Raw genomic sequence first — 25,267 nt, 5'->3', positions numbered from 1 at the left:
CAAACCGATGAATTTTCACGATGTCAGATTTCCACCTAGCCTGAGCTTTGGATCTCTCGGGGGGCCGCAACGCCGTACCGATGTGGTGACGCTCGCCAACGGGTATGAGGAGCGCAACACCCCCTGGGCCCATTCACGCCGTGTGTATGATGCGGGGCTGGGCATGCGCTCTATCGACGATGTCCAAGCGCTCACGGGGTTCTTCGAGGCACGTATGGGGCAGATGTACGGGTTTCGTTGGAAGGATTGGGCGGATTTCAAATCCTGCGCCTCTTCGGTCGGGATCACGTTCGAGGATCAGAGCCTTGGTTTCGGGGATGGTGTGCGGACGGACTATCAACTGGTCAAGACCTATAGCTCGGGCGGGCATAGCTACGTCAGGCCGATCACCAAGCCGGTTGCCGGAACCGTGCGCGTGGGGATAGAGCAGGACGCCCTGCAAGAGGGGAGCGACTATGAGGTTGATCTGAGCACGGGCATCATCCGTTTCGCCCATGCGCCGGACCCCGAAATGCAGGTGTCGGCGGGGTTCGAATTCGACGTGCCTGTCCGCTTTGACACGGATCGCATTCTGGTCAGCGTTGCCAGCTTTCAGGCCGGGCAGGTGCCGGATGTGCCTGTGATCGAGGTGCGGGTATGAGCGGGGCGGGCAAAGACGCGGTGTTGGCGCATGCGCGCACGGGTCTGACGACGCTGTGCACGGCCTGGGCAATCCGGCGGCGGGACGGGGTGACGCTGGCGTTTACCGACCATGATCAGCCGCTCGGCTTCGACGGGTTGGCGTTTCGTGCGGATAGCGGGCTGAGTGCGCGGGCCTTGGCGCAGAGTACGGGGCTGTCGGTGGATAACACAGAGGCGCTGGGCGCGCTGAGCGATGACGCGATCCGCGAGGACGAGATCGAGCAGGGGCGCTTTGACGGGGCGGAAGTGCGCTGCTGGCGGGTGAACTGGGCCGATGTGACCGCCCGCTGCATGATCTTTCGCGGCACGATTGGCGAGATGCAGCGCGCGGGCGGTGCCTTTCGCGCAGAGCTGCGTGGGCTGACCGAGGCGTTGAACCGGCCTGTGGGGCGGGTGTTTCAGAAGCCCTGCACCGCGGTGCTGGGGGATGCGGCCTGCGGGTTTGATCTGGCGACGGCGGGCTATGCCGTGACACTCGCCGTGCAGGAGCACGAGGACGGGCGGGTGTTCCGTTGGGAGGGCATCAACGGGTTTGACGACGCATGGTTCGCGCGGGGCCGGCTTGAGGTGCTGGACGGCCCTGCGGCGGGGCTTTGGGGTATGATCAAACACGACCGGGTGCTGGAGGGGCGGCGCGAGGTCGAGCTGTGGGAGCCGATCCGCGGTACAATCACCGCCGGGCAACAGCTGCGACTGGTGGCGGGCTGCGACAAGCGCCACACCACCTGTCGGCTGAAGTTCAACAACCTGCTGAACTTTCAGGGCTTTCCTGATGTGCCGAGCGCGGATTGGATGATGGCGGTGCCGAAATCCTCGGGCAGCAATACCGGCGGGTCGCTGAGATGAGCGCGCGCGGGACCGCCGTGGTGGCTGCGGCGCGGGGATGGATCGGCACGCCCTACGTGCATCAGGCGGCGCGCAAGGGGGCGGGCTGTGACTGCCTTGGCCTGTTGCGCGGTATCTGGCGCGAGGTGGTGGGGGAGGAGCCGGAGGCGATCCCTTCCTATTCAATGGACTGGTCAGAACCACAGGGGGACGAGCAGCTTTGGCGTGCTGCGCTGCGTCACCTCTCGCCCAAGGTCCTGATCGATGAGGCCCCCGGTGACGTGCTGTTGTTCCGCATGCGCAGCGGGTCGGTGGCGAAACATCTGGGCGTGGCGGCAGAGGTCGGCGCGCAGGCGAGCTTTGTCCACGGCTACAGCGGGCATGGGGTGACGGAAAGCCCGCTGAGCCTGCCGTGGCGCAGGCGCATTGTGGCGCGTTTTGAATTCCCGGCGGAGGCGATCTGATGGCGACGATACTTCTTTCAACCGCAGGTGCGGCGATTGGCGGCTCTGTCGGGGGCACATTGGCGGGCTTGTCTTCGGTCGCCATTGGGCGTGCCGTGGGGGCGACCCTTGGCCGTGTGATCGACCAGCGGCTGCTGGGGCAAGGGGCGCAGGCGGTCGAGACCGGCAAGGTCGACCGCTTTCGTCTGACCCAGGCGGGCGAGGGCGCGGCGATTGCGCAGGTCTATGGCCGGATGCGTGTCGGGGGACAGGTGATCTGGGCCTCGGATTTCGCCGAGACCACGACAGTGACGGGCGGCGGCGGTGGCAAGGGCGCGCCCTCGACCCCGCAGACGACGGAATACAGCTATAGCGTCAGCCTCGCCATCGCCCTGTGCGAAGGGGAGATCACCAGCATTGGCCGGATCTGGGCGGATGGGGAGGAAATCTCGGCCCACGCACTGAATATGGCGGTCTATCGCGGGACGCGCGATCAACTGCCCGACCCGACGATTGCCGCGATAGAGGGGGCGGACGCGGTGCCGGCCTATCGCGGCACGGCCTATGTGGTGATGGAGAACCTCGGGCTGGGGCCCTTTGGCAACCGCGTGCCGCAGTTTTCCTTCGAGGTGCTGCGGGCAGAGGAACCGGATGCGCCTGCCGCCGACATCAGTGTCACCCATGGGGTCAAAGGTGTCGCGCTGATTCCCGGCACAGGGGAATACGCGTTAGCGACGACTCCGGTGCACTATACCGACGGACAGGGTGGCCGGTGGAGCGCCAATGTCTCTACCCCCGACGGGCGCAGTGATTTCACCGCCGCGCTGGAGGATGCCACGCAGGACCTGCCGCAGCTGGCTGCCGCGTCGCTGGTCGTCTCGTGGTTCGGCGATGATCTGCGGTGCGGCGAATGCCGCCTGCGCCCGAAGGTGGAAAGCGCCGAGGACGAGGGCGAAAACATGCCGTGGCAGGTGGCAGGTCTGACCCGCGGCACCGCCGAGGTGATCGCCCGCGAGGACGACCGTCCGGTCTATGGTGGCACCCCCGCAGATGCCGCGGTGATTGAGGCGATTCATGCCATTCAGGCGACGGGCAAGGCGGTGATGTTCTACCCGTTCATCCTGATGGACCAGCTAGAAGGGAATGGCTTGCCCGACCCCTATAGCGATGCCGGCGCCCAGCCCAAGCTGCCTTGGCGGGGGCGGATCACGCTGGCGAAAGCGCCAGGTCAGGCGGGCAGCTCTGACGGGACGCTGAGCGCGCATAACGAGGTAGCGGCGTTCTTTGGCACGGTCACGGCAGCGGATTTTACCATTGCGGGCGGGCAGGTGGTCTATTCCGGACCGCAGGAATGGTCGATGTCGCGGTTCATCCTGCATTATGCCGCCCTGTGCAAAGCCGCAGGCGGGGTAGAGGCCTTTTGCATCGGCACCGAGATGCGCGGGCTGACGCAGATCCGCGGGGCGGGGAACAGCTTTGTCGCGGTGCAGGCGTTTCGCGCGCTGGCCGCAGAGGCGCGGCTGCTTTTGGGCGCGGGCACCACGATCAGCTATGCCGCGGATTGGTCCGAATATTTCGGCTATCACCCGCAAGATGGCAGCGGCGATGTGTTCTTTCACCTTGATCCGCTGTGGGCCGACGACACGATCGATTTCATCGGTATCGACAATTATATGCCGCTGTCCGATTGGCGCGACGGTACAGATCATCTGGACGCGCAGCAAAGCGACAGCATTTATGCTCTCGACTATCTGGCGGGTAATGTTGCGGGGGGCGAAGGGTTTGACTGGTACTACCATTCGCCCGAGGCGCGCGCGGCGCAACGCCGTACGCCGATCACCGATGGCACCCATGGGGAGCCTTGGGTTTACCGTTACAAGGATCTGCGCGGCTGGTGGGAGAACCTGCACCACAATCGTATTGGCGGCGTGCGCGCAGCAGAGCCGACGGGCTGGCAGCCAAGCTCCAAGCCCATCTGGTTTACGGAATACGGCTGTGCAGCGGTGGACAAGGGGACCAACCAGCCGAACAAGTTTCTTGACCTCAAAAGCTCTGAAAGCAGTTTGCCGCGCTATTCATCGGGCGCGCGGGATGAGTTGATGCAGATGCAATATCTGCGTGCCGTGGCGGATCATTGGCGGGATCCGGCGCATAATCCGATCTCGGCGGCCTATGGCGGGCCGATGGTGGATATGACCCGCGCCTTTGTTTGGGCCTGGGACACGCGGCCCTATCCTTTCTTTCCCAATAATCGCGCGCTGTGGAGCGATGGTCGAAATTACGCCCGTGGGCATTGGCTGAACGGCCGCAGTGCGGCGCTGCCTTTGTCCGAGCTCGTGGCGGCGATCTGCCGGCGTGCTGGCGTTAACGATTTCGATACCTCTGGGCTGTATGGCTATGTCCGCGGCTATGTGGTGGACGAGGTGGCCGATGCGCGCGCGGCGTTGCAGCCGTTGATGCTGCGCTATGGCTTTGATGCGGTGGAACGCGACGGGGTGTTGCGTTTCATCATGCGGGACGGATTGGATGCCGTGCCACTGAACAGAGAGACGTTGGCTGTTTCGGGTGATCTGGAGGCACCGGTGGAACAGTCCCGTGAGGCAGAGGCGGAGCTTTCGGGGCGTCTGCGTTTGCGGTTTGTGCAGGCGGATGGCGACTACGAGGTGATCGCGGAAGAGGCGATCTTGCCTGACGACGCGACCCATGCGGTGGCGATGTCAGAGTTCAATATGGCGCTCACCCGGGCGGAGGGGCACCAGACAGCTGAACGCTGGCTGACAGAGGCGCGTGTGGCACGCGAAGGGGTACGTCTGGTGTTGCCGCCGTCGATGATGGATGTCGGCGCGGGTGATGTGATTGCCTTGCCGCCAGACGATGGCGAGGGGGAGGCGCTGTACCGTGTGGATCGCGTCGAGATGGGGGAGATGTCCTTGATCGAGGCCGTGCGGATTGAGCCCGAAGTCTATGACCCCGCGCCCTTCGATGACGAATTGGTCGCGTTGAAACCCTTTGTCGCGCCCGTACCGGTGAACGCGCTGTTTCTGGACCTGCCGCTGCTGCGCGGTGACGAGGTGCCCCATGCGCCGCATATTGCGGCCAGCGCACGGCAATGGCCGGGCAATGTCGCGGTCTATGCCTCTGGCGGGGAGACGAATTTCAGGTTGAACACCCTGATGCCCCTGCGCGCGACAATGGGGGTCACGCAAAACGACATGGCCCATGCGCGCCCCGGTGTGGTGGATCGCGGGCAGGCGCTGCAGGTCACGCTGACCAGCGGCGTGTTAGAGAGTGTTGATGAGGCCGATCTGCTGGGCGGGGCCAATCTGGCGGCGATCGGCGACGGCTCTGCCGACCGGTGGGAGGTATTCCAGTTCGCGCGGGCCGAGCTGATCGCCCCGCAAACCTATCTTCTGCGTGACCGGCTCCGCGGACAAGCGGGGTCGGATGGGGTGATGCCGGATGTCTGGCCCGCAGGATCGCAGTTTGTGCTGCTCAATTCAATCCCTCGCCAGATCGAGCTGAGCCCGAACCTGTTGCGGATCGCGCAGACCTATCGCATCGGGCCTGCGGGCCGTCCGCTGAACGACCCAAGCTACGTTCAAAAAACCGAGAGCTTTGACGGCAACGGGCTGCGCCCCTATCGGCCCTGCCACCTGCGAATAACAGAAGAGGCGGGGGCGTTGCGGTTTGGCTGGATACGCCGAACGCGGATCAATGGCGACGGGTGGACGGGTTTCGATGTGCCACTGGCCGAGGAAAGCGAGCAATATCAGCTGCGTATCCTGCAAAACGGTGTTGTCCTGCGCGAAGAGATCTTGGACCGCGCAAGCTGGACCTATACCGCCCAAATGCGCGCGGGTGACGGGGCGGCGGGGCCTGCGTTGATCAGTGTTGCGCAGGTTTCTGCGCTATACGGGGCGGGGCCCGCGCTGTTTGGCGAGATCAATTTGTGATAAACTGCGCGTGTAACCCCTCGGCTTTGCGTTTGGCACTTGGGCGGAACCTGCTATATCGTGGGGACAAAGAAGGATGGTCTTATGGCAAATGCACGCACGAATATCGCCACGGTGGATCCGGTTTGGGATCAGATCCAGACGGAAGCACAGAATGCTGTCCGCGATGAGCCGCTGATTGGCGGTTTTGTCCACGCTACGATTCTGCACCATAAATCCATCGAGAAAGCGCTATCCTACCGTATCGCGGCGAAGCTGGCCTCGAATGAAATGTCGATGATGGTGGTCCATGAGATGGTGGAGGAGGCCTTTGCCAGTGATCCCGACCTGATCAAGGCGGCACGGGCCGATCTGGTGGCGATTTACGAGCGTGACCCCGCCTGCCACCGGCTGTTGCAACCGATCCTGTATTTCAAAGGCTATCAGGCCGTGCAGGCCTACCGTGTGGGCCATCACCTGTGGAAACAAGGTAAACGGGATCTGGCCTATTTCGTGCAGATGCGCGTGAGCGAGATTTTTGGCGTCGATATCCACCCCGCCGCGACGATCGGCAAGGGAATCATGATCGACCACGCCCATTCCGTCGTGATCGGCGAAACCGCGGTCGTGGGCGACAACGTGTCGATGCTGCACTCGGTCACTTTGGGCGGGACGGGCAAGGAAGAGCAGGACCGTCACCCGAAGATTGGCAACGGCGTGTTGATCGGCGCGGGGGCGAAAGTGTTAGGTAATATTTCTATCGGACATTGCTCGCGCATTGCGGCGGGGTCTGTCGTGCTGGAATCCGTGCCGCCCTGCAAGACCGTCGCGGGCATCCCTGCGCGGGTCGTGGGGGAGGCGGGCTGCGATCAGCCGTCGGTCCTGATGGATCACATGCTGGGGCCGCAAGGCGATATTAATATGTAATGCTAGGGGATTGAGGGCGCGCGCCTTCGTCGAGATGTGAAAAGGCCGGACCCGTCATAGGGGCCGGCCTTTTTTTTGTGAGGCCGGGGGCTGTCTGCCCCCGGACCCCCGAGGATTTAGACCCATTTGGAAGCGGGGTTACGCCAGCATCATCATGGGGTTTTCGAGATTGTCCTTGATGGCGCTGAGCAGCTGCGCGCCCAAGGCTCCGTCGATGACGCGGTGATCGACAGAGAGGGTGACGGACATGACCGTGGCGACGGCGAGCTCCCCATCCTTGCCGACGACGGGTTTCTTGACCCCTGCGCCGACGGCCAAAATCGCGCCATGGGGTGGGTTGATGACCGCATCGAAGTTGTCGATCCCGAACATGCCGAGGTTCGAGATGGCGAAGCTGCCGCCCTGATATTCATGCGGCGCAAGCTTGCGGTCGCGTGCACGGGCGGCGAGGTCTTTCATCTCTGACGAGAGGGTCGAGAGCGATTTCATCTCGGCGTCTTTCAGCACAGGCGTGAACAGGCCGCCCTCGATGGCCACGGCGACGGCCACATCCGAGGGCTTGAGCTTGAGGATGCGATCACCGGCCCAGACGGCATTGGCGTCAGACACGGTTTGCAGCGCCAGCGCACAGGCCTTGATGATGAAGTCATTGACCGACAGCTTCACGTCGCGGGCTTCGAGTTGTTTGTTCAGCTCACCGCGGAACTTCAGTAGCGCGTCGAGTTCGATATCGCGGCGCAGATAGAAATGCGGGATCGACTGTTTGGCTTCGGTCAGGCGCGCGGCGATGGTCTTGCGCATGCCGTTGAGGGAGATTTCCTCGAACGCGCGGCCTTCGTAGATTTTCATCACGGCGTCGGCGGAAGGGCCGGCGGCAGGGGCCGCTGTGGCTGCCGGTGCGCTGGCGGTTTGCGTGCTTTCGGCCGGTTTGGCTTTGGCGCTACCGGCGGAGGCTGCCTCCACATCTGCTTTGATGATGCGACCATGCGGGCCAGAGCCGGAGAGTTCGGTCAGGTCCACGCCTTTGTCTGCCGCGATGCGACGGGCCAGCGGTGTTACAAACAGCCGTTTTCCGTCACTGCCCTTGGGCGCGGCGGGGGCGGATTTGCCTGTGTCGTTGGCGTCGCTTTCGCCGCGGCCGTAGCCTTTTTCAGGGGCCGCGTCCTGGTCGGGGGCATCCTCCTTGGCGCTGTCCTTGGCATCCGGGGCAGGGGCGCTGGTATCAATGTCTGACGCCTCTTCGCCCTCTTCCAGCAGCACGGCGATGGGGGTGTTCACCTTGACGCCTTCGCTGCCGTCACCGATCAGGATCTTGCCGATGGTGCCTTCGTCGACGGCTTCGAATTCCATCGTCGCCTTGTCGGTTTCGATCTCGCACAGGATATCCCCGGAGGAGACGCTATCCCCTTCGGAGACAAGCCATTTCGCCAGCGTGCCTTCTTCCATCGTGGGGCTGAGGGCGGGCATGAGGATTTCTATGGGCATGTGGACCGCTCCTTACTTGTAGGTGACTTTTTTGACCGCCGCGATAACCTCGTCCGTGGTGACAAGCGCCAGTTTTTCGAGGTTTGCGGCATAGGGCATGGGCACATCTTTGCCGGTGCAGTTGATCACCGGCGCATCCAGATAGTCAAAGGCTTCCTGCATGATCACGCTTGAGATGTAGTTCCCGACGGAGCCTTGTGGCCAGCCCTCTTCGACGGTGACAAGGCGGTTGGTCTTCATCACCGACTTGATGATGCTGGCGGTGTCCATCGGGCGCAGGGTGCGCAGGTCGATGACTTCGGCGTCGATGCCTTCTTCGGCCAGCTTTTCAGCGGCTTCCAGCGCATAGGTCATGCCGATGCCAAAGCTGACGATCGTGACATCCGTGCCCTCGCGCCAGATGCGGGCCTTGCCGAAGGGGACGGTATAATCCTCGACATCGGGCACATCGAAGGATTTGCCGTACATGATTTCATTTTCAAGGAAAACGACGGGGTTGGGGTCGCGGATCGCGGTTTTCATCAAGCCTTTGGCATCGGAGGCAGAGTAGGGCATCGCCACCTTGAGGCCGGGGATCTGCATATACCACGCGGCGTAATCCTGGCTGTGCTGCGCGCCGACGCGGGCCGCGGCACCGTTTGGCCCGCGGAAGACCATTGGCGCGCCCATCTGACCGCCGGACATATAGAGCGTTTTCGCGGCGGAGTTCAGGATGTGGTCGATCGCCTGCATGGCAAAGTTCCAGGTCATGAATTCGACGATGGGGCGCAGCCCGCCAAAGGCAGCACCCACACCGATACCGGCAAACCCGTGCTCGGTGATCGGCGTGTCGATGATCCGCTTGGCCCCGAATTCGTCCAGCAAGCCTTGGGAAATTTTATAGGCACCTTCGTATTCGGCGACTTCCTCGCCCATCAGGAACACATCTTCGTCACGGCGCATTTCTTCGGCCATGGCGTCGCGCAGGGCCTCGCGGACGGTCTGCTGTTTCAGCTTGGTGCCGTCGGGCCAGTCGGGGGTGGTGTCGGTTTCCGGTGCCTTCGGGGCTTCGGCATCCGGCTTGGCGGCGGCGGGTGCCTTGTCGGATTTAGCGTCGTCGCTGTCGTCGGCTTTGGTCTGTTCCGCCGGTGCGGCGCTGGACGCGCTATCGATGTCAGAGGCGTCTTCGCCCTCTTCCAGCAGCACGGCAATGGGGGTGTTGACCTTGACGCCTTCGGTGCCGGCGTCGATCAGGATCTTGCCAATGGTGCCTTCGTCGACGGCTTCGAATTCCATCGTGGCCTTGTCGGTTTCGATCTCGGCCATGATGTCACCCGAGGACACGGTGTCGCCCTCTTTGACCAGCCATTTGGCAAGCGTGCCTTCTTCCATTGTGGGGCTCAGTGCGGGCATGAGAATTTCGATTGCCATGGTTCAAGCCTCCTGTGGGACTTCGGTTGCGTAGATATCTGTCCAAAGCTCTTCCGCCGCGGGTTCGGGGCTTTCTTTGGCAAACTCCGCGCTTGCGTTAACGATTTCCTTAATCTCTTTGTCGATCGCTTTCAGATCGTCCTCGCTGGCGTGTTTATGTTCCAGCAGGATGTTGCGCACCTGTTCGATGGGGTCGCGTTCGTCGCGCATTTTCTGCACTTCTTCGCGGGTCCGGTATTTGGCCGGGTCCGACATGGAATGCCCGCGATAGCGGTATGTCTTGATTTCCAGAATATAGGGGCCGTCGCCCGAGCGGCAGTGTTTCACCGCGCGTTCGCCCGCGTCCTTGACCGCTAGCACATCCATGCCATCCACCGCTTCGCCGGGGATGCCGAAAGCCTTGCCGCGTTCCCAGATTTCAGCGCTGGAGGTAGAGCGCTGCTGCGAGGTGCCCATGGCATATTGGTTGTTTTCGATGATGAAAATCACCGGCAGTTTCCACAGGGCGGCCATGTTGAACGTCTCGTAGACCTGACCCTGGTTCGCGGCACCATCCCCGAAATAGGTAAAGGTAACGTTGTCGTTGCCCTTATACTTGTCCGCAAAGGCGATGCCCGCGCCAAGGGGCACGTTCGCGCCAACGATGCCGTGGCCGCCGTAGAATTTCTTCTCTTTCGAGAACATATGCATAGACCCGCCCTTACCGCGGGAATAGCCGCCTTCGCGGCCGGTGAGTTCGGCCATCACCCCGTCGGGGTTCATGCCGCAGGCCAGCATATGCCCGTGGTCGCGGTAGGTGGTGATGCGGCTGTCGCCGTCCTTGGCCGTGGCTTCAAGCCCGACAACCACCGCTTCTTGTCCGATATAAAGGTGGCAAAAACCACCGATCAAACCCATGCCGTAAAGCTGGCCCGCTTTTTCTTCGAACCGCCGGATCAGCAGCATATCGCGGTAATAGGCCTTGAGCTCTTCGGCGCTGGCGTTTGTCTTTTTCGTCGGTTTCTGGGCAGCCATGGGGCAATTCCTCCGTAGTTTGTCCCGCGCACGCGCAAAATAGTTTAGCGTTAAACTATCTCTTATCGGATTCGAGCAATGATGGCGAGAGGCATTTACAGGTCACGCAATACCCTGCTGGCGGGACGTGAATTTTTTATGACGCTGCGGGGGATTATGCCGGATAATGCGCGGGTATCAGCGGATCACGATTTCATCGGCGCGGATCATCCCCAGCACCTTGCGGGTCTGTTCGTCCAGCAGGTCGAGATCAAGATATTCGTCAGACAGACGATGGGTCAGGTTCTCCATCCGCGCCACATCAATCTGCACCTGTGCAAGCTGTACCCGCAGATCCTGCGCTTCGGCCACGATCTCGGCGCGGCGGAACAGGCCGTAGTTCCCCTGAATCGCCGCGAAGGCGAAATAGAGGCTCAGCGCGAAGGCGATCGCGAAAAACAAGAGAGTGCCAAAAGCGGGTTTGCTGCTGCGGTTCATGTATCTGCCTTTAATCGTCTCTTAGTGGACGTTCCCCCAGTATGACACAGGTGATTCGCGAAGGGAATCCCCCGTCTTGCGATTGGCAAGAAAATGTTCATCTTTTTAGGGGGTTGGGCAAGGATGTCGCATATCTTTCCCGCCAGTCGCATCGCAGCGCCGCGACTGGCGGGGGATAAGGTCAGGCGTCCAGCGCGGCGACGCCGGGGAGGATCTTGCCTTCCATCCATTCAAGGAAGGCACCGCCCGCGGTGGAGATATAGGTGAAATCCTCCGCCGCACCTGCCTGGTTCAACGCGGCTACGGTGTCGCCACCGCCCGCCACCGAGATCAGCGCGCCGTCGCGTGTCGCCGCGGCCGCTGCCTTGGCCGCGGCGACGGTTGCGGTGTCGAAGGGGGGGATCTCGAACGCGCCCATGGGGCCGTTCCAGATCAGGGTTTTCAGGCCGTCAAACGCGTCTTTGACCAGTTCAACCGTCTTCGGGCCTGCGTCCAGTACCATCTGGTCTGCTGCCAGCACGGTATCGGCCCCAAGGGCTGCGACCTCATGCGCGGCATGGGCGGCGAATTCCCGCGCGACAAGCCCATCTACGGGCAGCAGGACGCGGCAGCCGGCCTTTTCCGCCTGTGCCAGAATATCCTTGGCGGTGTCGTAAAAATCGGGCTCAGACAGGGACTTGCCCAGATCAGCGCCCTGCGCGCCCAGAAACGTATTGGCCATGCCGCCCCCGATCACCAACAGATCCAGCCGGTTCACGAGGTTTTCCAACAGCTCGATCTTGGTCGATACTTTGGCACCGCCCACCACCGCGCCCACGGGGCGTTTCGGAGTGGCCAGCGCGGCCTCAAGCGCCGAAAGCTCGGCCTGCATCAAACGGCCCGCACAAGAGGGCAAAAGCCGCGCAACCCCTTCGGTCGACGCATGGGCGCGGTGCGCGGCAGAGAAGGCATCATTGCAATAGATGTCGCCCAAACCGGCCAGACGTTTGGCAAAATCGGGGTCGTTCTCGGTCTCGCCCGGATAGAAACGGATGTTTTCAAGCAGCAATACATCGGCGGCGTTGATCTCTTCGGTGCCCGCCTCGGCGGCCTCGAGCGTTTCGGCCAGCACGACTTTGCGGCCCAGGGCATCTTCTAGCGCGGGGAGGACGACACGCAGGCTCAGATCCTGCACGCGCTTCCCCTTGGGGCGGCCAAAATGCGCCAGCAACACAGGGGTGCCACCCTGTTCCAGAATGTCGCGCAGGGTCGGGATGATCCGCTGGATGCGGGTGTCGTCCGTTACCTTGCCGTTTTCAACCGGCACGTTGATATCCACGCGCACCAGAACCCGCTTGCCGCGCAGGTCCATGTCATCCAATGCTTTCCAGCCCATCTTGTCCCTCGTGTAAAACCACAATTCCCGTCGTGTTTTGCCGTTATTGCCGTCAGGGTCAATGGACCCGCTTGGCAATTGCGCTTGCACGTCCTAGGTAATTGCCAACGAAATTCTTAAAGGAGACCGGCATGGCCGAGATCAAAGACCCCGAAAACACGATCCTGATGGAACTGAAGGGCGGCACTGTCACCATCCAGCTGTTGCCTGATGTGGCCCCCAAGCACGTAGAGCGTATGAAGGAACTGGCCCGCGCCGGTAAATACGACAACGTGGCCTTTCACCGCGTGATCGAAGGGTTCATGGCGCAGACAGGCGACGTGGCCAACGGCAACATGGAAGACAATTTCAACCTGCGCGCCGCGGGGACCGGTGGGTCGGACATGCCGAACCTGCCAGCCGAATTCTCCAAAGTGCCGCACGCTCGTGGCAGCATCGGTGCCGCGCGTTCCGCCAACCCCGATAGCGCGAACAGCCAGTTCTTCATCAACTTCAAAGACAACGACTTCTTGAACGGTCAATACACCGTTTACGGTCAGGTCATCTCGGGGATGGAGCATGTGGACGCGATCACCCGTGGCGAGCCGCCAGCGAACCCTGATCGCATGATCAGCGTCAAGGTTGCCGCTGATGCGTAATCTGATTGCAGCAGGCGTTGCTTCTGCCGTGATGGCAGGGGCGGCTTTCGCGGATGGTCTGGCGATCACCGTGGATGGCGAAGCGCAAGGCACCATCAAGATCGATCTGGCCGAAGACGTGGCCCCCGCGCATGTGGCACGGCTGAAAGAGCTGGCCGAAGCAGGGGCCTACGATGGCGTGGTATTTCACCGCGTGATCGACGGGTTCATGGCGCAGACCGGTGACGTTGAATTTGGCAAGGCCGGTGGGGACACAGGCCGCGCGGGCATGGGCGGTTCCGACTTGCCCGATCTGCCTGCCGAATTCTCGGACATCCCCTTTGACCGCGGTGTTGTCGGCATGGCTCGCAGCCAGAGCCCGGATTCCGCGAACTCGCAGTTCTTTATCATGTTTGACCAGGGGCACTTCCTGAACGGGCAATATACCGTTGTGGGCAAAGTGACCGATGGGCTGGACGTGCTGGACGCGATCAAGCGCGGGACCGGCGGCAACGGCGCTGTCACCGGCACGCCGGACCGTATGGTCGAGGTTAAGGTGACCGAATAATCATCGCGTAGGGCAGGGGCGCTTGCGCCTTTGCCTCGCTTTGGTCGCGCAGCACTTCGCGGTCGAAAATTTTGATATCACAACGAAAAAGGGCGTCGCAACAGTGCGACGCCCTTTCACATTCATCACCCTTGTCCGATCAGGACGCCGGGTTCGGCTTTTGCGCAGGGGCGGATTTCGCGCCGGGGTTCAGCGGGTCGTCCTGACGCTGAACGGAGCCTTCGAAATGCGCACCGGATTCGATGGCGATGGTCTTGTGGATGATGTCGCCTTCGACGCGGGCGGTCGATGTCAGGCGGACTTTCAAACCGCGCACGCGGCCCACGATACGGCCGTTGATCACAACGTCATCGGCGATCACTTCGCCCTTGATGGTCGCGGTTTCGCCGATGGTCAGCAGGTGGGCGCGAATGTCGCCTTCCACGGTGCCTTCAACCTGGATGTCGCCGGTTGTTTTCAGGTTGCCGGTGATGTGCAGATCGGAGGACAGCACGGAGGCAGGTGGTTTTGCCTTGGGCGCGCTGGCCTTGAATTCGCTTTGCTTGGGCGCAGCCGGTGCAGAGGATGACGGTGCAGCGGTGCTGGACGTGTCTGCGTCGGACTTAGGAGCGGGATCATTGATTTTGCTTTTAGAAAACATCGTTTGCAGCCTTGATAAAGATCATTGGATTTACAGCCTTGCCACCGACACGGACTTCGTAATGCAGGTGGACACCAGTAGACCGTCCTGATGTTCCCATATCACCTATCCGCTGTCCGCGCGATACCCTTTGGCCGACTTTTACGCGCAATTTAGACATGTGTGCGTAACGTGTCTCGACCCCGAATTCATGTTGGATTTTAACCAGTCGCCCGTAGCCAGAGCTCCAGCCCGCGTGGGTCACAACCCCTTCGGCGGTGGAGTGGATGGGCGTGCCCATACCGGCGGCGAAATCTGTCCCGCTGTGCATCCGGCGGCCCCCCGTCTTGGGATCGCGGCGGTAGCCGAACGGGCTGCTGAAGCGGAACGAGGATTTCAGCGGGTTCGCAAAGGGCGCTTTTTGCGCGGCAATGCGGTACATGTTCAGCTTGTCCATCTGGCCAAGCAGACGGTTGGCGCGCAGTGTGTCGGGGGAAGGAGCCTCCCCCCGTGTGGAAAAGCTTAACGGCATCAGCGGGCCACCCTGACCGGAATAACCGCGTCGCACGGTGGCCAGCATCCGGTCGGTCGGCATGCCCGCGCTGCGGAACATTTTATCAAGCGGGGCAACAGAAACGGTCATCGCCTCTTCAAGCTGGCGAAAAATCGCGTCGTTCTGTTCGCGCATCAAGGCCAGCTTCTGATTAAGTTCATCCGCCTGGATCAGCGCGTCTTGCGCATCAATCACCACCTGATCGCGTTCGGCGGCGGTACGCTCAAGCGCCTCTGCCAGCAGGGAAATCGGGGCGGAGGACCCGTTGGCGGCGCGTGTCGCTTTACCTTCGCCGGCGGCAGCGCCTTCCAGTTCGGCGACCTGAGTGCGCGCAGCTTCGCGGTCTTTCATCGTGTCGCGCAGGGTGCTTTGAATAACTTCGATGCCGGTCTCAAGCTCGCGGCGGCGCGTCTCGGATTGCAGCAGCTCGGACTGCATGACCGAAATCTGCTTCAGCGCGGCGTTAAACCGCTCCTGCGCGGCGACGGCCTCTTCCGCGCGCCCATTGCGCTGCGCTGAAAGATCGCTCAACCGGGCCTGATAGGTACGTTGGTCGCGTTTGGCTTGTTCGCGAAAATTGCCAGACCCGATGCTGTCCATCAGGATCACGGCGGTGGCGACGATGGACCAGGCCACAAACAAGGAGGCCCCGGTGAAGACGAAAAGCTGGGTAACGGGGCGCAGGCGGATAAAGCGTGTGTCGGTATCGGATTTCAGAAAAACGCGGCGTTCGGGAAAAAACCGTTCAAGCGCCGAATGAATTTTGATCGCAAACCTTGTCCGCACGCGTGGTATCCTTGTTCCGTCCCTGTCACAGCACGCAAGGCCCCCACCGCGCGCTGATTGTCACCCGCCGTGCTTAGCCAGTGGGGGTCCGTCGGGCAACCCTTCAGACTTTCCCACCGGCGGTTAATGAAAGTTTAACGACAAATTTGGCAATAAATTGCCGATTCAACGGTTTGGAGGGCGAATATTTTAAACACTCTCGGTCAACGGCCAGTAAAAATCCGGTGGAATCCCGGCCTCTGCCCGCTTCTCTTCGTTGAACGGGGGCTTGAGAACACCGTGGAAATAGGTGCGCACCAGATCGTGGAACGCCTCTTTCGGGTCAAGCTCGTGGCGCCCGCACAGGAAGTGGAACCACTTTGACCCATAGGCCACATGCGCGACCTCTTCGGCGTAAATCACCTCAAGCGCGTCGACGGCCTGCGTGGACTTGGCGCTTTTGAACACCTGAATCATATTGGGCGTCACATCGAGCCCGCGCGCCTCAAGCACCATAGGCACAACGGCGAGACGCCCCATGAAATCATCCACCGTATCTTCGGCAGCGCGCCACATACCGGCATGGGCGGGCAAGGCCCCGTAGTGGCTGCCCAAAGCTTCAAGACAGTCGCACATCAGGTTGAAATGTTTGGATTCATCGTCGGCGGCGCTGACCCAATCATCGTAAAACCCCATGGGCATTTTGACATCGGTAAAGCGCGCGATAATGTCCCAGTGCAGATCAACCGCGTTCAATTCGATATGGGCCACGGCGTGCAGCAAGGCGATGCGCCCTTCGGGCGATCCGGGCTTGCGGTGGGGCACATCGCGGGGCGACAAAAGTTCTGGCTTGTCGGGGCGGGCGGGGCGCAACGGCGGGGTGGACGTACCGATTTCCGGTGTCTCGCCTGCGGCGCGGGCAGCCCGCCACTCGGCTGCGTACTTGTGAGAAAGCGCGGTTTTTTCACGGCCATCCGCAGTGCGCAGCACGTTTTCCGCCATTTGGGCCAGCGCGATCATAGGGCGCGCACCGCGTCCAGTACCTCTTCCACGTGACCGGCGACTTTCACCTTGCGCCAGATGCGGGCGATATTGCCGCTCGCATCAATCAGATAGGTGGCGCGTTCGATCCCCATGGATTTTTTGCCGTACATATTCTTTTCGACCCAGACGCCATAGGCTTCGGTCACGGCCCCATCGATATCGGCCAGCAGGGGAACCGTCAGGGCATGTTTGGCCGCAAAACGGTCGTGTTTTGCCATCGTGTCACGGGATACGCCAAAAACCACGGCACCGGCGTCGGCAAATGCTTCAAGATGTTCGGAGAAGCCCACGGCCTCCTTGGTGCAGCCCGGCGTGTCGTCACGGGGGTAGAAATACAAAACCACAGCCTTGCCCCGCAGATCGGAGAGCGAAATTTCGCCACCCCCCGTCACAGGAAGCGTAAAGTCTGGTGCAGGTTGGGAAATCTCTGGCATGGGTCACTTTCTTATGTATTGGAAGCCGTTGTCTGCACTGTCATACTAGTCGGGCTTGGCGAAACTTAAACCCCAAGCCGCCCTAAAAACCGGACGCCCATGCCCAACACCAGCGCAGCCCCCCGTACCCCCAAGCGGAGACGACTTTGGCAAGCCACCAAATGGTCGCTGCTGGTTATTTCGCTGATTGTTGCCACCATCGCGGGGGCTGCCATCTATATGATCCGCAGCCCTATTGTCGTGCCGGAATGGCTCGAGACGCGCATCGAAGAGCGGTTTGCCAAAGATATGCCGCTTGCGCGGATCGGCTTTGGCGAGATGGTGTTGATCGTGGACGAAGGGTGGCGGCCGCGCGTTCGGCTGCGCGACGTGAATATCACCAACCCCCAAGGGGTTAGCTTTGCCGCCTTCCGTGAAGTGCGGGCCAGTTTTTCCATTCAGGGCCTGCTGGCGGGCGATGTGCAGCCGCGCGATATTGCGATGTCCGGGGTGGTGGCCAATCTGCGGCGCGATAAGGATGGCCGCGTCGCGCTGAGCGCGGCAAGCGGGACTGCCCCGGCAGAGCGGCGGGCGGCCACGATGCCGCAGTTGATAGGCCAGCTTGATACGGTGTTCGAGACGAAGGCGCTGTCGCGGCTGCGGTCGATAGAGCTGCGCGCCCTGACTTTGCGCTACACCGATCTGCAGTCCGACAGGATGTGGACTGTGGATGGCGGGCGGCTGTTGCTGGACCGCGAAGGCGATAACCTGCGGATGACGGCCGAGCTCGCCGTTTTGGGCGGGGGGGCGGATGTTGCCACGCTTTCCGCCAACTACAGCAGCAAAATCGGCGATACCGCGTCGCAGTTCGGCGTGAATTTCGATGGCGTGAGCGCGGGTGACATCGCGGTGCAGAACCCAGCGTTTGCTTGGTTGAAAGTCCTGCGCGCGTCTATCTCCGGTTCGGTGCGCAGCAGCCTTGACGAGGACGGCACCTTCGAGCCGCTGAACGCGACGCTGCAGATCGGGGCCGGTGTGGTTCAGCCTAATGAACGTGCTACGCCGATCCCCTTTGACGGGGCCCGCAGCTATTTCAGCTATGACCCAGATCAGCGTCTGCTGCGTTTTGACGAGCTTTCGGTCGAAAGCAAATGGGTGTCGGGCCGGATTGAGGGGGCCGCAAGTCTGGGTATTGATGACAGCGGTAAACTTGGCGAACTGGTCGCACAGGTCCGTCTGCGCGATCTGGTGGCTGACCCCGCCGATATTTATGACGCCCCAGTTTCGATTGAGGGTGCCGACCTGGACGCCAAAATCACCTTCAACCCGTTTCACATGTCCGTCGGCCGTATGGATATCGTTGACGGGGGGACGACGTTGAACCTGTCGGGGGATTTGCGGGCGGGGCCGCAGGGGTGGCAAGTTGCACTGGATGCTGGGTTGAACGCGTTGAAACCAACGCGCCTGCTCGAGCTTTGGCCAGAAAACGTCAAGCCAAAGACCCGCAAATGGGTGGACGAAAATATCTACGCTGGCGCGTTGAGCGATGTTGACCTTGCCTTTCGCTTGAAGCCAGGCGAGGCACCGCAAGCATACCTCGACTTTGATTTTCAGGGGGCCGAGGTTCGGTTCTTGCGCACCATGCCGAATATCACCGACGGCAGCGGTCATGCGAGCCTTTCGCGCAACCGCTTTGTTGTCAGCGTGGATACCGGGGTGATCACACCGCCCGACGAGACGCCTGTGTCGGTAAACGGGTCTTCGTTCATCATGCCGGATGTCACGGTCAAGGACGGCCCGCCCGGCATAGTTCGGTTGCGCGCCGATGCGGACATCACATCGGTCCTGGCGCTGTTGAACCGGCCCCCGTTGCAGGCGATGGATAAGGCCAACCTGCCGGTTGACGTCGTCGATGCACGGGCCCAGTTGGCGGGCACTTTGTCCTTTCCGATGAAAAAAGGCTCTGACCCGAAGCTGACGATCTTCGACATCAACGGAACGCTGGCGGAATTCCAAAGCGACCGTCTGGTCAAAGATCGCGCGCTGCGCGCCGACCAGCTGACATTGAACGCGTCCAACAGCGGCCTGACGATCAAGGGCGAGGGCGAGCTGGACGGCGTTCCCTTTGACGGCGAATGGTCCCAACCCTTCGGGAAGCCGGGCGCTGCGAGCAGTGTCAGGGCGGATATTGCGCTGAACGCCAAAACGCTCGAGACTTTCAAGATCGCGCTGCCCCCTGATACGATCGCAGGTGAAGGGCGGGCGTGGTTCGCGATGGATCTGGTCAAAGGCCAGCCCCCAGATTTTTCTGTCACATCGGATCTGCGGGGTTTGCGCATCACCGTTCCACAGATCGGCTGGACCAAAGCCCGATCCCAGACGGGCACGTTGGAGATATCGGGGCGGCTTGGGCCGGTTCCAGACGTCGATACCTTGAAGATCAGCGCCGCGGGGCTGTCGGCGCAGGGAGATGTCACATTGCACCCAAGTGGTGCTTTGGACAGATTGCAATTTCACCGATTGCAGGTCGGGAACTGGCTGGATGTGCCTGTGGATCTGATCGGGCAGGGGGCAGGTCGCCCGGTGCAGGTGGTGGTGAAAGGCGGCCGTCTTGATTTGCGCACGGCGGAGCTCGGAAAAAGCAAGCCCAGCGGGGTCGCGAGCCCGCCGATGTTGCTGTCGCTGGATAGGTTGCAGGTCACGGATAAGATTGCCCTGACAGGAATGCAGGGCGAATTTAACGTCGCGCGTGGCCTTGATGGACGGTTCACGGCAGCCTTGAACGGGGGCGCGCCGGTTTCTGGTCGCGTCGTACCCAAGGATGGCCGTAGCGCGGTGCAATTGACGGCAACCGATGCTGGTGGCGTTTTGAGGTCTACCAACATTGCACAACAAGTCCACGGCGGCGCGCTTTCGTTGACCCTGGTACCCGCCGGATCGGGCGGGGCTTTCGACGGTCACGCAGAGATTAAAGACGTTCGTATCAAGGACGCCCCGACGATTGCAGCGCTGGTGAACGCAGTGTCCGTGGTCGGGCTGATCAACGAGTTGAACGGGGACGGGATATATTTTGACACGGTCGAAGCTGATTTTCGCCTGTCTTCCAATCGCGTCAACCTGACCCAAGCCAGCGCGACGGGGGCGTCGCTTGGGATTTCTATGGATGGGGTTTTTGCCACTGACACCGGCCAGATGGCGCTGCAGGGTGTGATCTCTCCTGTATATATGTTGAACGGAATAGCCAGCTTTCTGACCCGCAAGGGCGAGGGGCTTTTGGGCTTCAACTACTCTATCGGCGGTACAGTGCAGAGCCCGTCTGTCTCGGTGAACCCGCTGTCGGGGTTTGTGCCCGGTGCGATGCGGGATATTTTTCGCAGCGCCCCTCGCACGACGCCCGCTCAGGATGGGGGGGCTGTCACCCCTGCGCCACAAAAACCTGTTGCTCAACGCTTTGAGGGGCGCTAACGGGCGCGTATGAAACTCAGTGACTTCGATTTTGAACTGCCCGAGCGTTTGATCGCGACGCGCCCTGCGGTCCCCCGTACGTCGGCCAAGATGCTCGTTGCGCAGGGTGATCATATGACTGACACGACCGTCGCCAATATGACCGATTGGTTGCGTCCCGGGGATCGGCTGGTGCTGAATGACACAAGGGTCATTCCGGCGCGGTTGTCGGGGCTTCGCCACCGGGACAGCGCACAGGGTCCGGTGCAGGCGCGTATCGAAGTAACCTTGCTGGAGCCACGGGGCGATGCGGATTGGACAGCGCTGATCAAGCCGTTGAAAAAGCTTAAGATTGACGAGACGGTCGTCTTCAGCGCCGATCTTTCTGCGCGTTTGGTTGGCGTCGAGGATGGGCAGGGTCGACTGCGGTTCAACTGCAGCGGCGACGATTTTGACGCCGCGCTGAATGATGCTGGTGCGATGCCATTGCCGCCCTATATTGCAGGCAAGCGTCCGGCAGACGCGCAGGACATGACGGATTACCAAACCGTTTTTGCCAAGAATGCGGGCGCAGTGGCCGCGCCTACGGCGTCGCTCCACTTTGATCAGCCGCTGCTGGATCAGCTCGCCGCGATGGGGGTGCGTTTTAGCCACGTCACCTTGCATGTGGGCGCGGGGACGTTTCTGCCCGTGAAGGTTGATGACATTGCTGACCATAAAATGCACAGCGAGTGGGGGCAGGTGAGCGCGCAGGCAGCTGCCGAAATCTCCGCCACCAAAGCTGCTGGTGGGCGGGTCATACCCGTTGGGACCACTGCCTTGCGGCTGGTCGAGACCGCTGCGCGGTCCGGGAATATCCAACCCTGGGAAGGGGATACCGATATTTTCATTACCCCTGGTTTTGAATTCAATGTCGCAGACGCGTTGATGACGAATTTCCATCTTCCGAAGTCGACCCTGATGATGCTCGTTTCGGCATTGATGGGGCAGAAAACTATACAAAAGATTTACAATCACGCGATTGAATCGAATTATCGGTTTTTCTCCTATGGCGATGCGTCGCTGCTCTTTCCAAAGACGCAAATAAACGCCTGAATGTCGTTCGGGGGGGTGACACCTCTTGGGATCGCCGTCAGGGAGGGGGCTGATCGCGTTAAAGGATTCGTAAGATGTTTCAGGTACTGAGCAGCGCATGGGCGCTTTTGTTGGGCATGTGTTTGCTGATGGTGGGCAACGGCATGCAAGGCACGCTCTTGGGGATTCGCGGCGGGATCGAGGCATTTTCGACCTTCGAAATGTCGATCGTGATGTCGGCATATTTCGTGGGCTTTTTGGGCGGCTCGCGTATGGCACCGGGTATGATCCGGCGCGTCGGTCACGTGCGGGTCTTTGCGGCGCTGGCGTCGATGATCTCGGCTGTCATGATCCTGTATCCGACCTTCCCGAACGTCGCTGTCTGGTCGGTGGGCCGCGTGTTGATCGGCTTTTGTTTTTCTGCGGTTTACGTGACGGCGGAGAGCTGGCTCAACAACGCTGCGACGAACGAAAACCGGGGGCAGGCGCTGTCATTGTATATGATCGTGCAAACCTTTGGCATCGTTATTGCGCAAGCGCTTTTGCTTACCGCGGATCCTTCAGGCTTTGTCCTGTTCGTTATTCCGTCGGTTTTGGTCAGTGTGGCGGTGACGCCGATTTTGCTGTCGATCAGCCCGACGCCCGCGTTTGACACCACCAAACCGATGAGCTTGCGCGAATTGGCCGGCTTCTCGCCCTTGGGGTGTGTCGGCATGTTCTTGTTGGGCGGGGTCTTTTCGGCGCAGTTCGGGATGGCCTCAGTCTACGGTGCCGAAGCCGGGCTGACCGTGGCGCAGATTTCGATCTTCGTTGCGACGTTTTTTGTGGGTTCGGTGGTTTTGCAATATCCGATCGGTTGGGTTTCGGATCGGATGGACCGGCGTCTTCTGATTGTCATCACGTCCATCATTGGGGGTATCGGGTCTGTCATCGGCATGCTGCTGGGGCATAACTTTAGCGTGTTACTGCTGACCGCCTTTGTCGTAGGTGGCATGTCTAACCCATTGTATTCTCTTCTTATTGCGCACACGAACGACTTCCTTGAACCCGAGGATATGGCCGCGGCATCCGGCGGCATGATCTTTATTAACGGGTTGGGCGCTATTCTGGGTCCGGTGATCACCGGCTGGATGATGGGCACCGCGCTCGGGCCGGGCGGGTTCTACCTGTTCACGGCGGTTCTGTTCTTTGCTTTGGCGGTCTACGCGTCCTACCGCGCGACGGTGCGTCCGGCCATTCCTGCGGATGAAACGGGTAACTACATCCCGATTTACCCCGCTGCGACGACCGTCGCGGTCGAACTGGCGCAGGAATACGCGATCGAGAGCGAACAAACCGCCGAAGCGGAGCCGACCTAGACGTTTTGCTAATTCGTTACATCTTGTGTCTAATGAAATTAGAAAAGTTTAATCTTTTCTGTGGTCAAAGGAGGCAAGGCTATGAAAACGCCTGAGGACGTACGTCGGTTCTGGCTGGAGGAAACTGGGCCTGCGGGATGGTATGCGGTGGATGATGACCTCGATTCCGCGATCCGGTTACAGTTTCTGGACACCTGGTCGCTCATCGGGACCCATCGGTTGGACCATTGGCTGACCGATGCGAAAGGCACTTTGGCCTATCTCATTCTGGCGGATCAGTTTCCGCGCAATATGTTTCGCGGGCAGGGGACGGCGTTTTCGACGGATCTGCGGGCCTTGCGGGCGGCTCAAACCGCTGTGCGCAACGAATGGGATAGGCTCATCGCGCCGCCTGAACGGCAATTTTTTTACCTTCCGTTCATGCATTCAGAAAGTCTGACCGATCAGGATCACTGCGTTCGGCTGGTCGTTGACCGTATGCCCGAGGCCGAGGAGACGCTTCGGCATGCGCGCGCACATCGGAAGGTGATCCGGCAATTCGGCAGATTTCCGTATCGCAACAACGCCTTGGGTCGGCGAAGCACCGCCGCTGAAACCGAATATCTTGACGACGGGGGGTATGCCTATACGCTGCGGACACTCACGTAAGTGCGAGTCCGGCAGTTTGATCCTGGATCGGAATTCTCCGAGTTGCTGACGCCCGCGAGATAGTTTACCACTAAACTAAATTTCAATACGTGCTGCGAGGTTGCATAATGGCTGCGAAATCCTTTGATCTGATCGTGATTGGTGCGGGGCCGGGGGGCTATGTTGCGGCCATCCGGGGGGCGCAACTGGGGCTTTCGGTCGCCATTGTAGAGCGTGAGCATCTAGGCGGCATTTGTCTTAACTGGGGCTGTATCCCGACCAAAGCGCTTTTGCGGTCTTCGGAAGTCTTCCACCTGATGCAGCGCGCAAGCGAGTTTGGCCTGAAGGCAGACAATATCGACTATGATCTGGAGGCAGTTGTCAAACGGTCGCGCAAGGTTGCGGGGCAGCTGTCCGGCGGTATCGGGCATTTGATGAAAAAGAACAAAGTCTCGGTCTTCATGGGCGCGGCGACGTTAGCGGGCAAAGGTAAAGTGTCGGTTAAGTCGAAAGACGGGGAAGAGACGCTGACCGCCAAGAATATCGTACTGGCGACCGGTGCGCGGGCACGCAACCTGCCAGGTCTGGAAGCAGACGGGAAACGCGTGTGGATGTACAAGGATGCCTTGCAGCCGCCCCATATGCCGAAAAAGCTGCTGGTGATCGGGTCTGGCGCGATCGGTATCGAATTCGCAAGCTTTTACAATACCTTGGGCGCAGACACGACTGTTGTCGAGGTGATGGATCGTATCCTTCCCGTCGAGGATGAAGAGATCAGCAAATTCGCGAAAAAGCAGTTCGAAAAACAGGGCATGAAGATCATGCAGAAGGCCGTTGTCAAACAACTGGACCGTGCTGATGACAAGGTGACTGCCCATATCGAAACGGGCGGCAAGGTGACCAAGCATGAGTTTGACACGGTGATCTCCGCCGTGGGTATCGTCGGCAATGTCGAGGATCTTGGGCTGGAGGATCTGGGCGTGAAAATTGATCGGACCCATGTCGTGACCGATGAATATTGCCGGACCGGCGTCGAGGGGCTGTATGCCATCGGTGACATCGCCGGTGCTCCTTGGTTGGCGCATAAAGCCTCGCACGAGGGGGTGATGGTCGCCGAACTGATCGCGGGTCAACACGCGCACCCGGTCAAACCGGAATCCATCGCCGGCTGCACCTATTGTCACCCGCAGGTCGCATCCGTCGGGTATACGGAAGCCAAGGCGAAAGAGCTTGGCTTTGACGTTAAGGTGGGTCGCTTCCCCTTCATCGGGAATGGCAAGGCGATTGCCCTTGGTGAGCCCGAAGGGATGATCAAAACCGTCTTTGACGCAAAAACAGGCGAATTGCTTGGCGCGCATATGGTGGGTGCCGAGGTGACCGAGCTGATCCAGGGCTATGTCGTGGGGCGTCAGCTTGAGACCACCGAAGAAGACCTGATGAACACCGTCTTCCCGCACCCGACCTTGTCAGAAATGATGCATGAATCCGTGCTGGATGCTTACGGACGCGTTATTCATATGTAGCCTTTGCCCGCGCATAGCGGGGTCCTGATCTTTGCAACGCCCGGTGACAAATTCAATGTTGCCGGGCGTTTGCCGTCGTAATGGTAGCCCAAA

At 60.7% G+C, this 25,267-nt stretch carries 21 protein-coding genes; 12 read left to right on the top strand and 9 right to left on the bottom strand.

Annotation, left to right across the window (positions count from 1 at the left end; all coding sequences use genetic code 11):
• Positions 1–7: 7 nt before the first annotated feature.
• The 5 genes from IV89_RS10545 to cysE all read left to right on the top strand — a co-directional run bounded on the left by IV89_RS10545 (position 8) and on the right by cysE (position 6,808).
• Complete coding sequence (locus IV89_RS10545; protein WP_037944011.1) at positions 8–640, top strand: DUF2460 domain-containing protein; 633 nt, start codon at positions 8–10, stop codon at positions 638–640.
• Complete coding sequence (locus IV89_RS10540) at positions 637–1,527, top strand: DUF2163 domain-containing protein (RefSeq protein ID WP_037944012.1); 891 nt, start codon at positions 637–639, stop codon at positions 1,525–1,527. The genes IV89_RS10545 and IV89_RS10540 overlap by 4 nt, the downstream gene beginning before the upstream one ends.
• A complete protein-coding gene (locus IV89_RS10535; RefSeq protein ID WP_037944013.1) occupies positions 1,524–1,970 on the top strand; it encodes a peptidase in 447 nt (148 codons plus the stop codon). Before IV89_RS10540 ends, IV89_RS10535 begins: the two co-directional genes overlap by 4 nt.
• Positions 1,970–5,902: a glycoside hydrolase/phage tail family protein gene (locus IV89_RS10530; RefSeq protein ID WP_037944015.1), complete on the top strand. Its 3,933-nt coding sequence runs from the start codon at positions 1,970–1,972 to the stop codon at positions 5,900–5,902. Before IV89_RS10535 ends, IV89_RS10530 begins: the two co-directional genes overlap by 1 nt.
• Before the next feature lie 84 nt (positions 5,903–5,986).
• Positions 5,987–6,808, top strand: coding sequence for a serine O-acetyltransferase (gene cysE / locus IV89_RS10525; RefSeq protein WP_005852922.1), 822 nt, complete (start codon positions 5,987–5,989; stop codon positions 6,806–6,808).
• Positions 6,809–6,946: 138 nt separating this feature from the next.
• Here the strand turns inward: cysE and IV89_RS10520 are convergent, their stop codons facing one another.
• The 5 genes from IV89_RS10520 to IV89_RS10500 form a co-directional block, all read right to left on the bottom strand.
• On the bottom strand, positions 6,947–8,293 hold the full coding sequence (locus IV89_RS10520) for a pyruvate dehydrogenase complex dihydrolipoamide acetyltransferase (protein ID WP_037944016.1): 1,347 nt from the start codon (positions 8,291–8,293) through the stop codon (positions 6,947–6,949).
• Positions 8,294–8,305: 12 nt separating this feature from the next.
• Positions 8,306–9,703 (bottom strand): pyruvate dehydrogenase complex E1 component subunit beta, encoded by a 1,398-nt coding sequence (locus IV89_RS10515; RefSeq protein ID WP_037944017.1) that lies wholly within the window; start codon positions 9,701–9,703, stop codon positions 8,306–8,308.
• A 3-nt stretch (positions 9,704–9,706) separates the two neighbouring features.
• Positions 9,707–10,717 carry a pyruvate dehydrogenase (acetyl-transferring) E1 component subunit alpha gene (gene pdhA / locus IV89_RS10510; protein ID WP_005852939.1) on the bottom strand — a complete coding sequence of 337 codons (1,011 nt, stop codon included), beginning with the start codon at positions 10,715–10,717 and terminating at the stop codon, positions 9,707–9,709.
• Between the two features lie 177 nt (positions 10,718–10,894).
• Positions 10,895–11,194, bottom strand: coding sequence for a septum formation initiator family protein (locus IV89_RS10505; protein ID WP_005852941.1), 300 nt, complete (start codon positions 11,192–11,194; stop codon positions 10,895–10,897).
• A gap of 181 nt (positions 11,195–11,375) precedes the next feature.
• Positions 11,376–12,569, bottom strand: a complete 1,194-nt coding sequence (locus IV89_RS10500) for a phosphoglycerate kinase (protein WP_037944018.1) — start codon at positions 12,567–12,569, stop codon at positions 11,376–11,378.
• 131 nt (positions 12,570–12,700) lie between these two features.
• On the opposite strand from IV89_RS10500, the gene IV89_RS10495 reads away from it, so the two are divergent.
• Together IV89_RS10495 and IV89_RS10490 are read left to right on the top strand one after the other, a co-directional pair.
• A complete protein-coding gene (locus IV89_RS10495) occupies positions 12,701–13,207 on the top strand; it encodes a peptidylprolyl isomerase (RefSeq protein ID WP_009826761.1) in 507 nt (168 codons plus the stop codon).
• Positions 13,200–13,754 (top strand): peptidylprolyl isomerase, encoded by a 555-nt coding sequence (locus IV89_RS10490; protein WP_037944020.1) that lies wholly within the window; start codon positions 13,200–13,202, stop codon positions 13,752–13,754. The genes IV89_RS10495 and IV89_RS10490 overlap by 8 nt, the downstream gene beginning before the upstream one ends.
• Positions 13,755–13,893: 139 nt before the next feature.
• Here IV89_RS10490 and IV89_RS10485 read toward each other — a convergent pair whose 3' ends face one another.
• From IV89_RS10485 to IV89_RS10470, 4 genes are all read right to left on the bottom strand, one after another.
• Positions 13,894–14,394, bottom strand: coding sequence for a polymer-forming cytoskeletal protein (locus IV89_RS10485; protein ID WP_005852949.1), 501 nt, complete (start codon positions 14,392–14,394; stop codon positions 13,894–13,896).
• Positions 14,384–15,712 carry a M23 family metallopeptidase gene (locus IV89_RS10480; protein ID WP_005852951.1) on the bottom strand — a complete coding sequence of 443 codons (1,329 nt, stop codon included), beginning with the start codon at positions 15,710–15,712 and terminating at the stop codon, positions 14,384–14,386. The genes IV89_RS10485 and IV89_RS10480 overlap by 11 nt, the downstream gene beginning before the upstream one ends.
• A gap of 189 nt (positions 15,713–15,901) precedes the next feature.
• Positions 15,902–16,711, bottom strand: a complete 810-nt coding sequence (locus tag IV89_RS10475; RefSeq protein ID WP_037944021.1) for a ferritin-like domain-containing protein — start codon at positions 16,709–16,711, stop codon at positions 15,902–15,904.
• The gene (locus IV89_RS10470) at positions 16,708–17,169 is read right to left on the bottom strand and encodes a peroxiredoxin (protein ID WP_005852954.1); all 462 of its coding nucleotides are present in this window, start codon (positions 17,167–17,169) and stop codon (positions 16,708–16,710) included. Before IV89_RS10470 ends, IV89_RS10475 begins: the two co-directional genes overlap by 4 nt.
• Before the next feature lie 99 nt (positions 17,170–17,268).
• On the opposite strand from IV89_RS10470, the gene IV89_RS10465 reads away from it, so the two are divergent.
• The 5 genes from IV89_RS10465 to lpdA all read left to right on the top strand — a co-directional run bounded on the left by IV89_RS10465 (position 17,269) and on the right by lpdA (position 25,174).
• Positions 17,269–20,613 carry a DUF3971 domain-containing protein gene (locus tag IV89_RS10465; RefSeq protein ID WP_037944022.1) on the top strand — a complete coding sequence of 1,115 codons (3,345 nt, stop codon included), beginning with the start codon at positions 17,269–17,271 and terminating at the stop codon, positions 20,611–20,613.
• A 9-nt stretch (positions 20,614–20,622) separates the two neighbouring features.
• Positions 20,623–21,687: a tRNA preQ1(34) S-adenosylmethionine ribosyltransferase-isomerase QueA gene (gene queA / locus IV89_RS10460; RefSeq protein WP_037944023.1), complete on the top strand. Its 1,065-nt coding sequence runs from the start codon at positions 20,623–20,625 to the stop codon at positions 21,685–21,687.
• Between the two features lie 74 nt (positions 21,688–21,761).
• A complete protein-coding gene (locus IV89_RS10455; protein WP_005852959.1) occupies positions 21,762–23,024 on the top strand; it encodes an MFS transporter in 1,263 nt (420 codons plus the stop codon).
• An 81-nt stretch (positions 23,025–23,105) separates the two neighbouring features.
• A complete protein-coding gene (locus IV89_RS10450) occupies positions 23,106–23,672 on the top strand; it encodes a DUF924 family protein (RefSeq protein ID WP_037944024.1) in 567 nt (188 codons plus the stop codon).
• Between the two features lie 107 nt (positions 23,673–23,779).
• Complete coding sequence (gene lpdA / locus IV89_RS10445) at positions 23,780–25,174, top strand: dihydrolipoyl dehydrogenase (RefSeq protein WP_037944025.1); 1,395 nt, start codon at positions 23,780–23,782, stop codon at positions 25,172–25,174.
• Positions 25,175–25,267 lie beyond the last annotated feature (93 nt).

The organism is Sulfitobacter sp. CB2047, from assembly GCF_000735125.2.
GTDB classification, from domain to species: Bacteria; Pseudomonadota; Alphaproteobacteria; order Rhodobacterales; family Rhodobacteraceae; genus Sulfitobacter; species Sulfitobacter pontiacus.
This window is presented reverse-complemented; position numbering and strand designations above follow the sequence as displayed.

Coding starts and splice junctions, on each gene's coding strand:
- IV89_RS10545 (WP_037944011.1), top strand. CDS start 8: ATGAATTTTCACGATGTCAGATTTCCACCTAGCCTGAGCTTTGGATCT.
- IV89_RS10540 (WP_037944012.1), top strand. CDS start 637: ATGAGCGGGGCGGGCAAAGACGCGGTGTTGGCGCATGCGCGCACGGGT.
- IV89_RS10535 (WP_037944013.1), top strand. CDS start 1,524: ATGAGCGCGCGCGGGACCGCCGTGGTGGCTGCGGCGCGGGGATGGATC.
- IV89_RS10530 (WP_037944015.1), top strand. CDS start 1,970: ATGGCGACGATACTTCTTTCAACCGCAGGTGCGGCGATTGGCGGCTCT.
- cysE (WP_005852922.1), top strand. CDS start 5,987: ATGGCAAATGCACGCACGAATATCGCCACGGTGGATCCGGTTTGGGAT.
- IV89_RS10520 (WP_037944016.1), bottom strand. CDS start 8,293: ATGCCCATAGAAATCCTCATGCCCGCCCTCAGCCCCACGATGGAAGAA.
- IV89_RS10515 (WP_037944017.1), bottom strand. CDS start 9,703: ATGGCAATCGAAATTCTCATGCCCGCACTGAGCCCCACAATGGAAGAA.
- pdhA (WP_005852939.1), bottom strand. CDS start 10,717: ATGGCTGCCCAGAAACCGACGAAAAAGACAAACGCCAGCGCCGAAGAG.
- IV89_RS10505 (WP_005852941.1), bottom strand. CDS start 11,194: ATGAACCGCAGCAGCAAACCCGCTTTTGGCACTCTCTTGTTTTTCGCG.
- IV89_RS10500 (WP_037944018.1), bottom strand. CDS start 12,569: ATGGGCTGGAAAGCATTGGATGACATGGACCTGCGCGGCAAGCGGGTT.
- IV89_RS10495 (WP_009826761.1), top strand. CDS start 12,701: ATGGCCGAGATCAAAGACCCCGAAAACACGATCCTGATGGAACTGAAG.
- IV89_RS10490 (WP_037944020.1), top strand. CDS start 13,200: ATGCGTAATCTGATTGCAGCAGGCGTTGCTTCTGCCGTGATGGCAGGG.
- IV89_RS10485 (WP_005852949.1), bottom strand. CDS start 14,394: ATGTTTTCTAAAAGCAAAATCAATGATCCCGCTCCTAAGTCCGACGCA.
- IV89_RS10475 (WP_037944021.1), bottom strand. CDS start 16,711: ATGATCGCGCTGGCCCAAATGGCGGAAAACGTGCTGCGCACTGCGGAT.
- IV89_RS10470 (WP_005852954.1), bottom strand. CDS start 17,169: ATGCCAGAGATTTCCCAACCTGCACCAGACTTTACGCTTCCTGTGACG.
- IV89_RS10465 (WP_037944022.1), top strand. CDS start 17,269: ATGCCCAACACCAGCGCAGCCCCCCGTACCCCCAAGCGGAGACGACTT.
- queA (WP_037944023.1), top strand. CDS start 20,623: ATGAAACTCAGTGACTTCGATTTTGAACTGCCCGAGCGTTTGATCGCG.
- IV89_RS10455 (WP_005852959.1), top strand. CDS start 21,762: ATGTTTCAGGTACTGAGCAGCGCATGGGCGCTTTTGTTGGGCATGTGT.
- IV89_RS10450 (WP_037944024.1), top strand. CDS start 23,106: ATGAAAACGCCTGAGGACGTACGTCGGTTCTGGCTGGAGGAAACTGGG.
- lpdA (WP_037944025.1), top strand. CDS start 23,780: ATGGCTGCGAAATCCTTTGATCTGATCGTGATTGGTGCGGGGCCGGGG.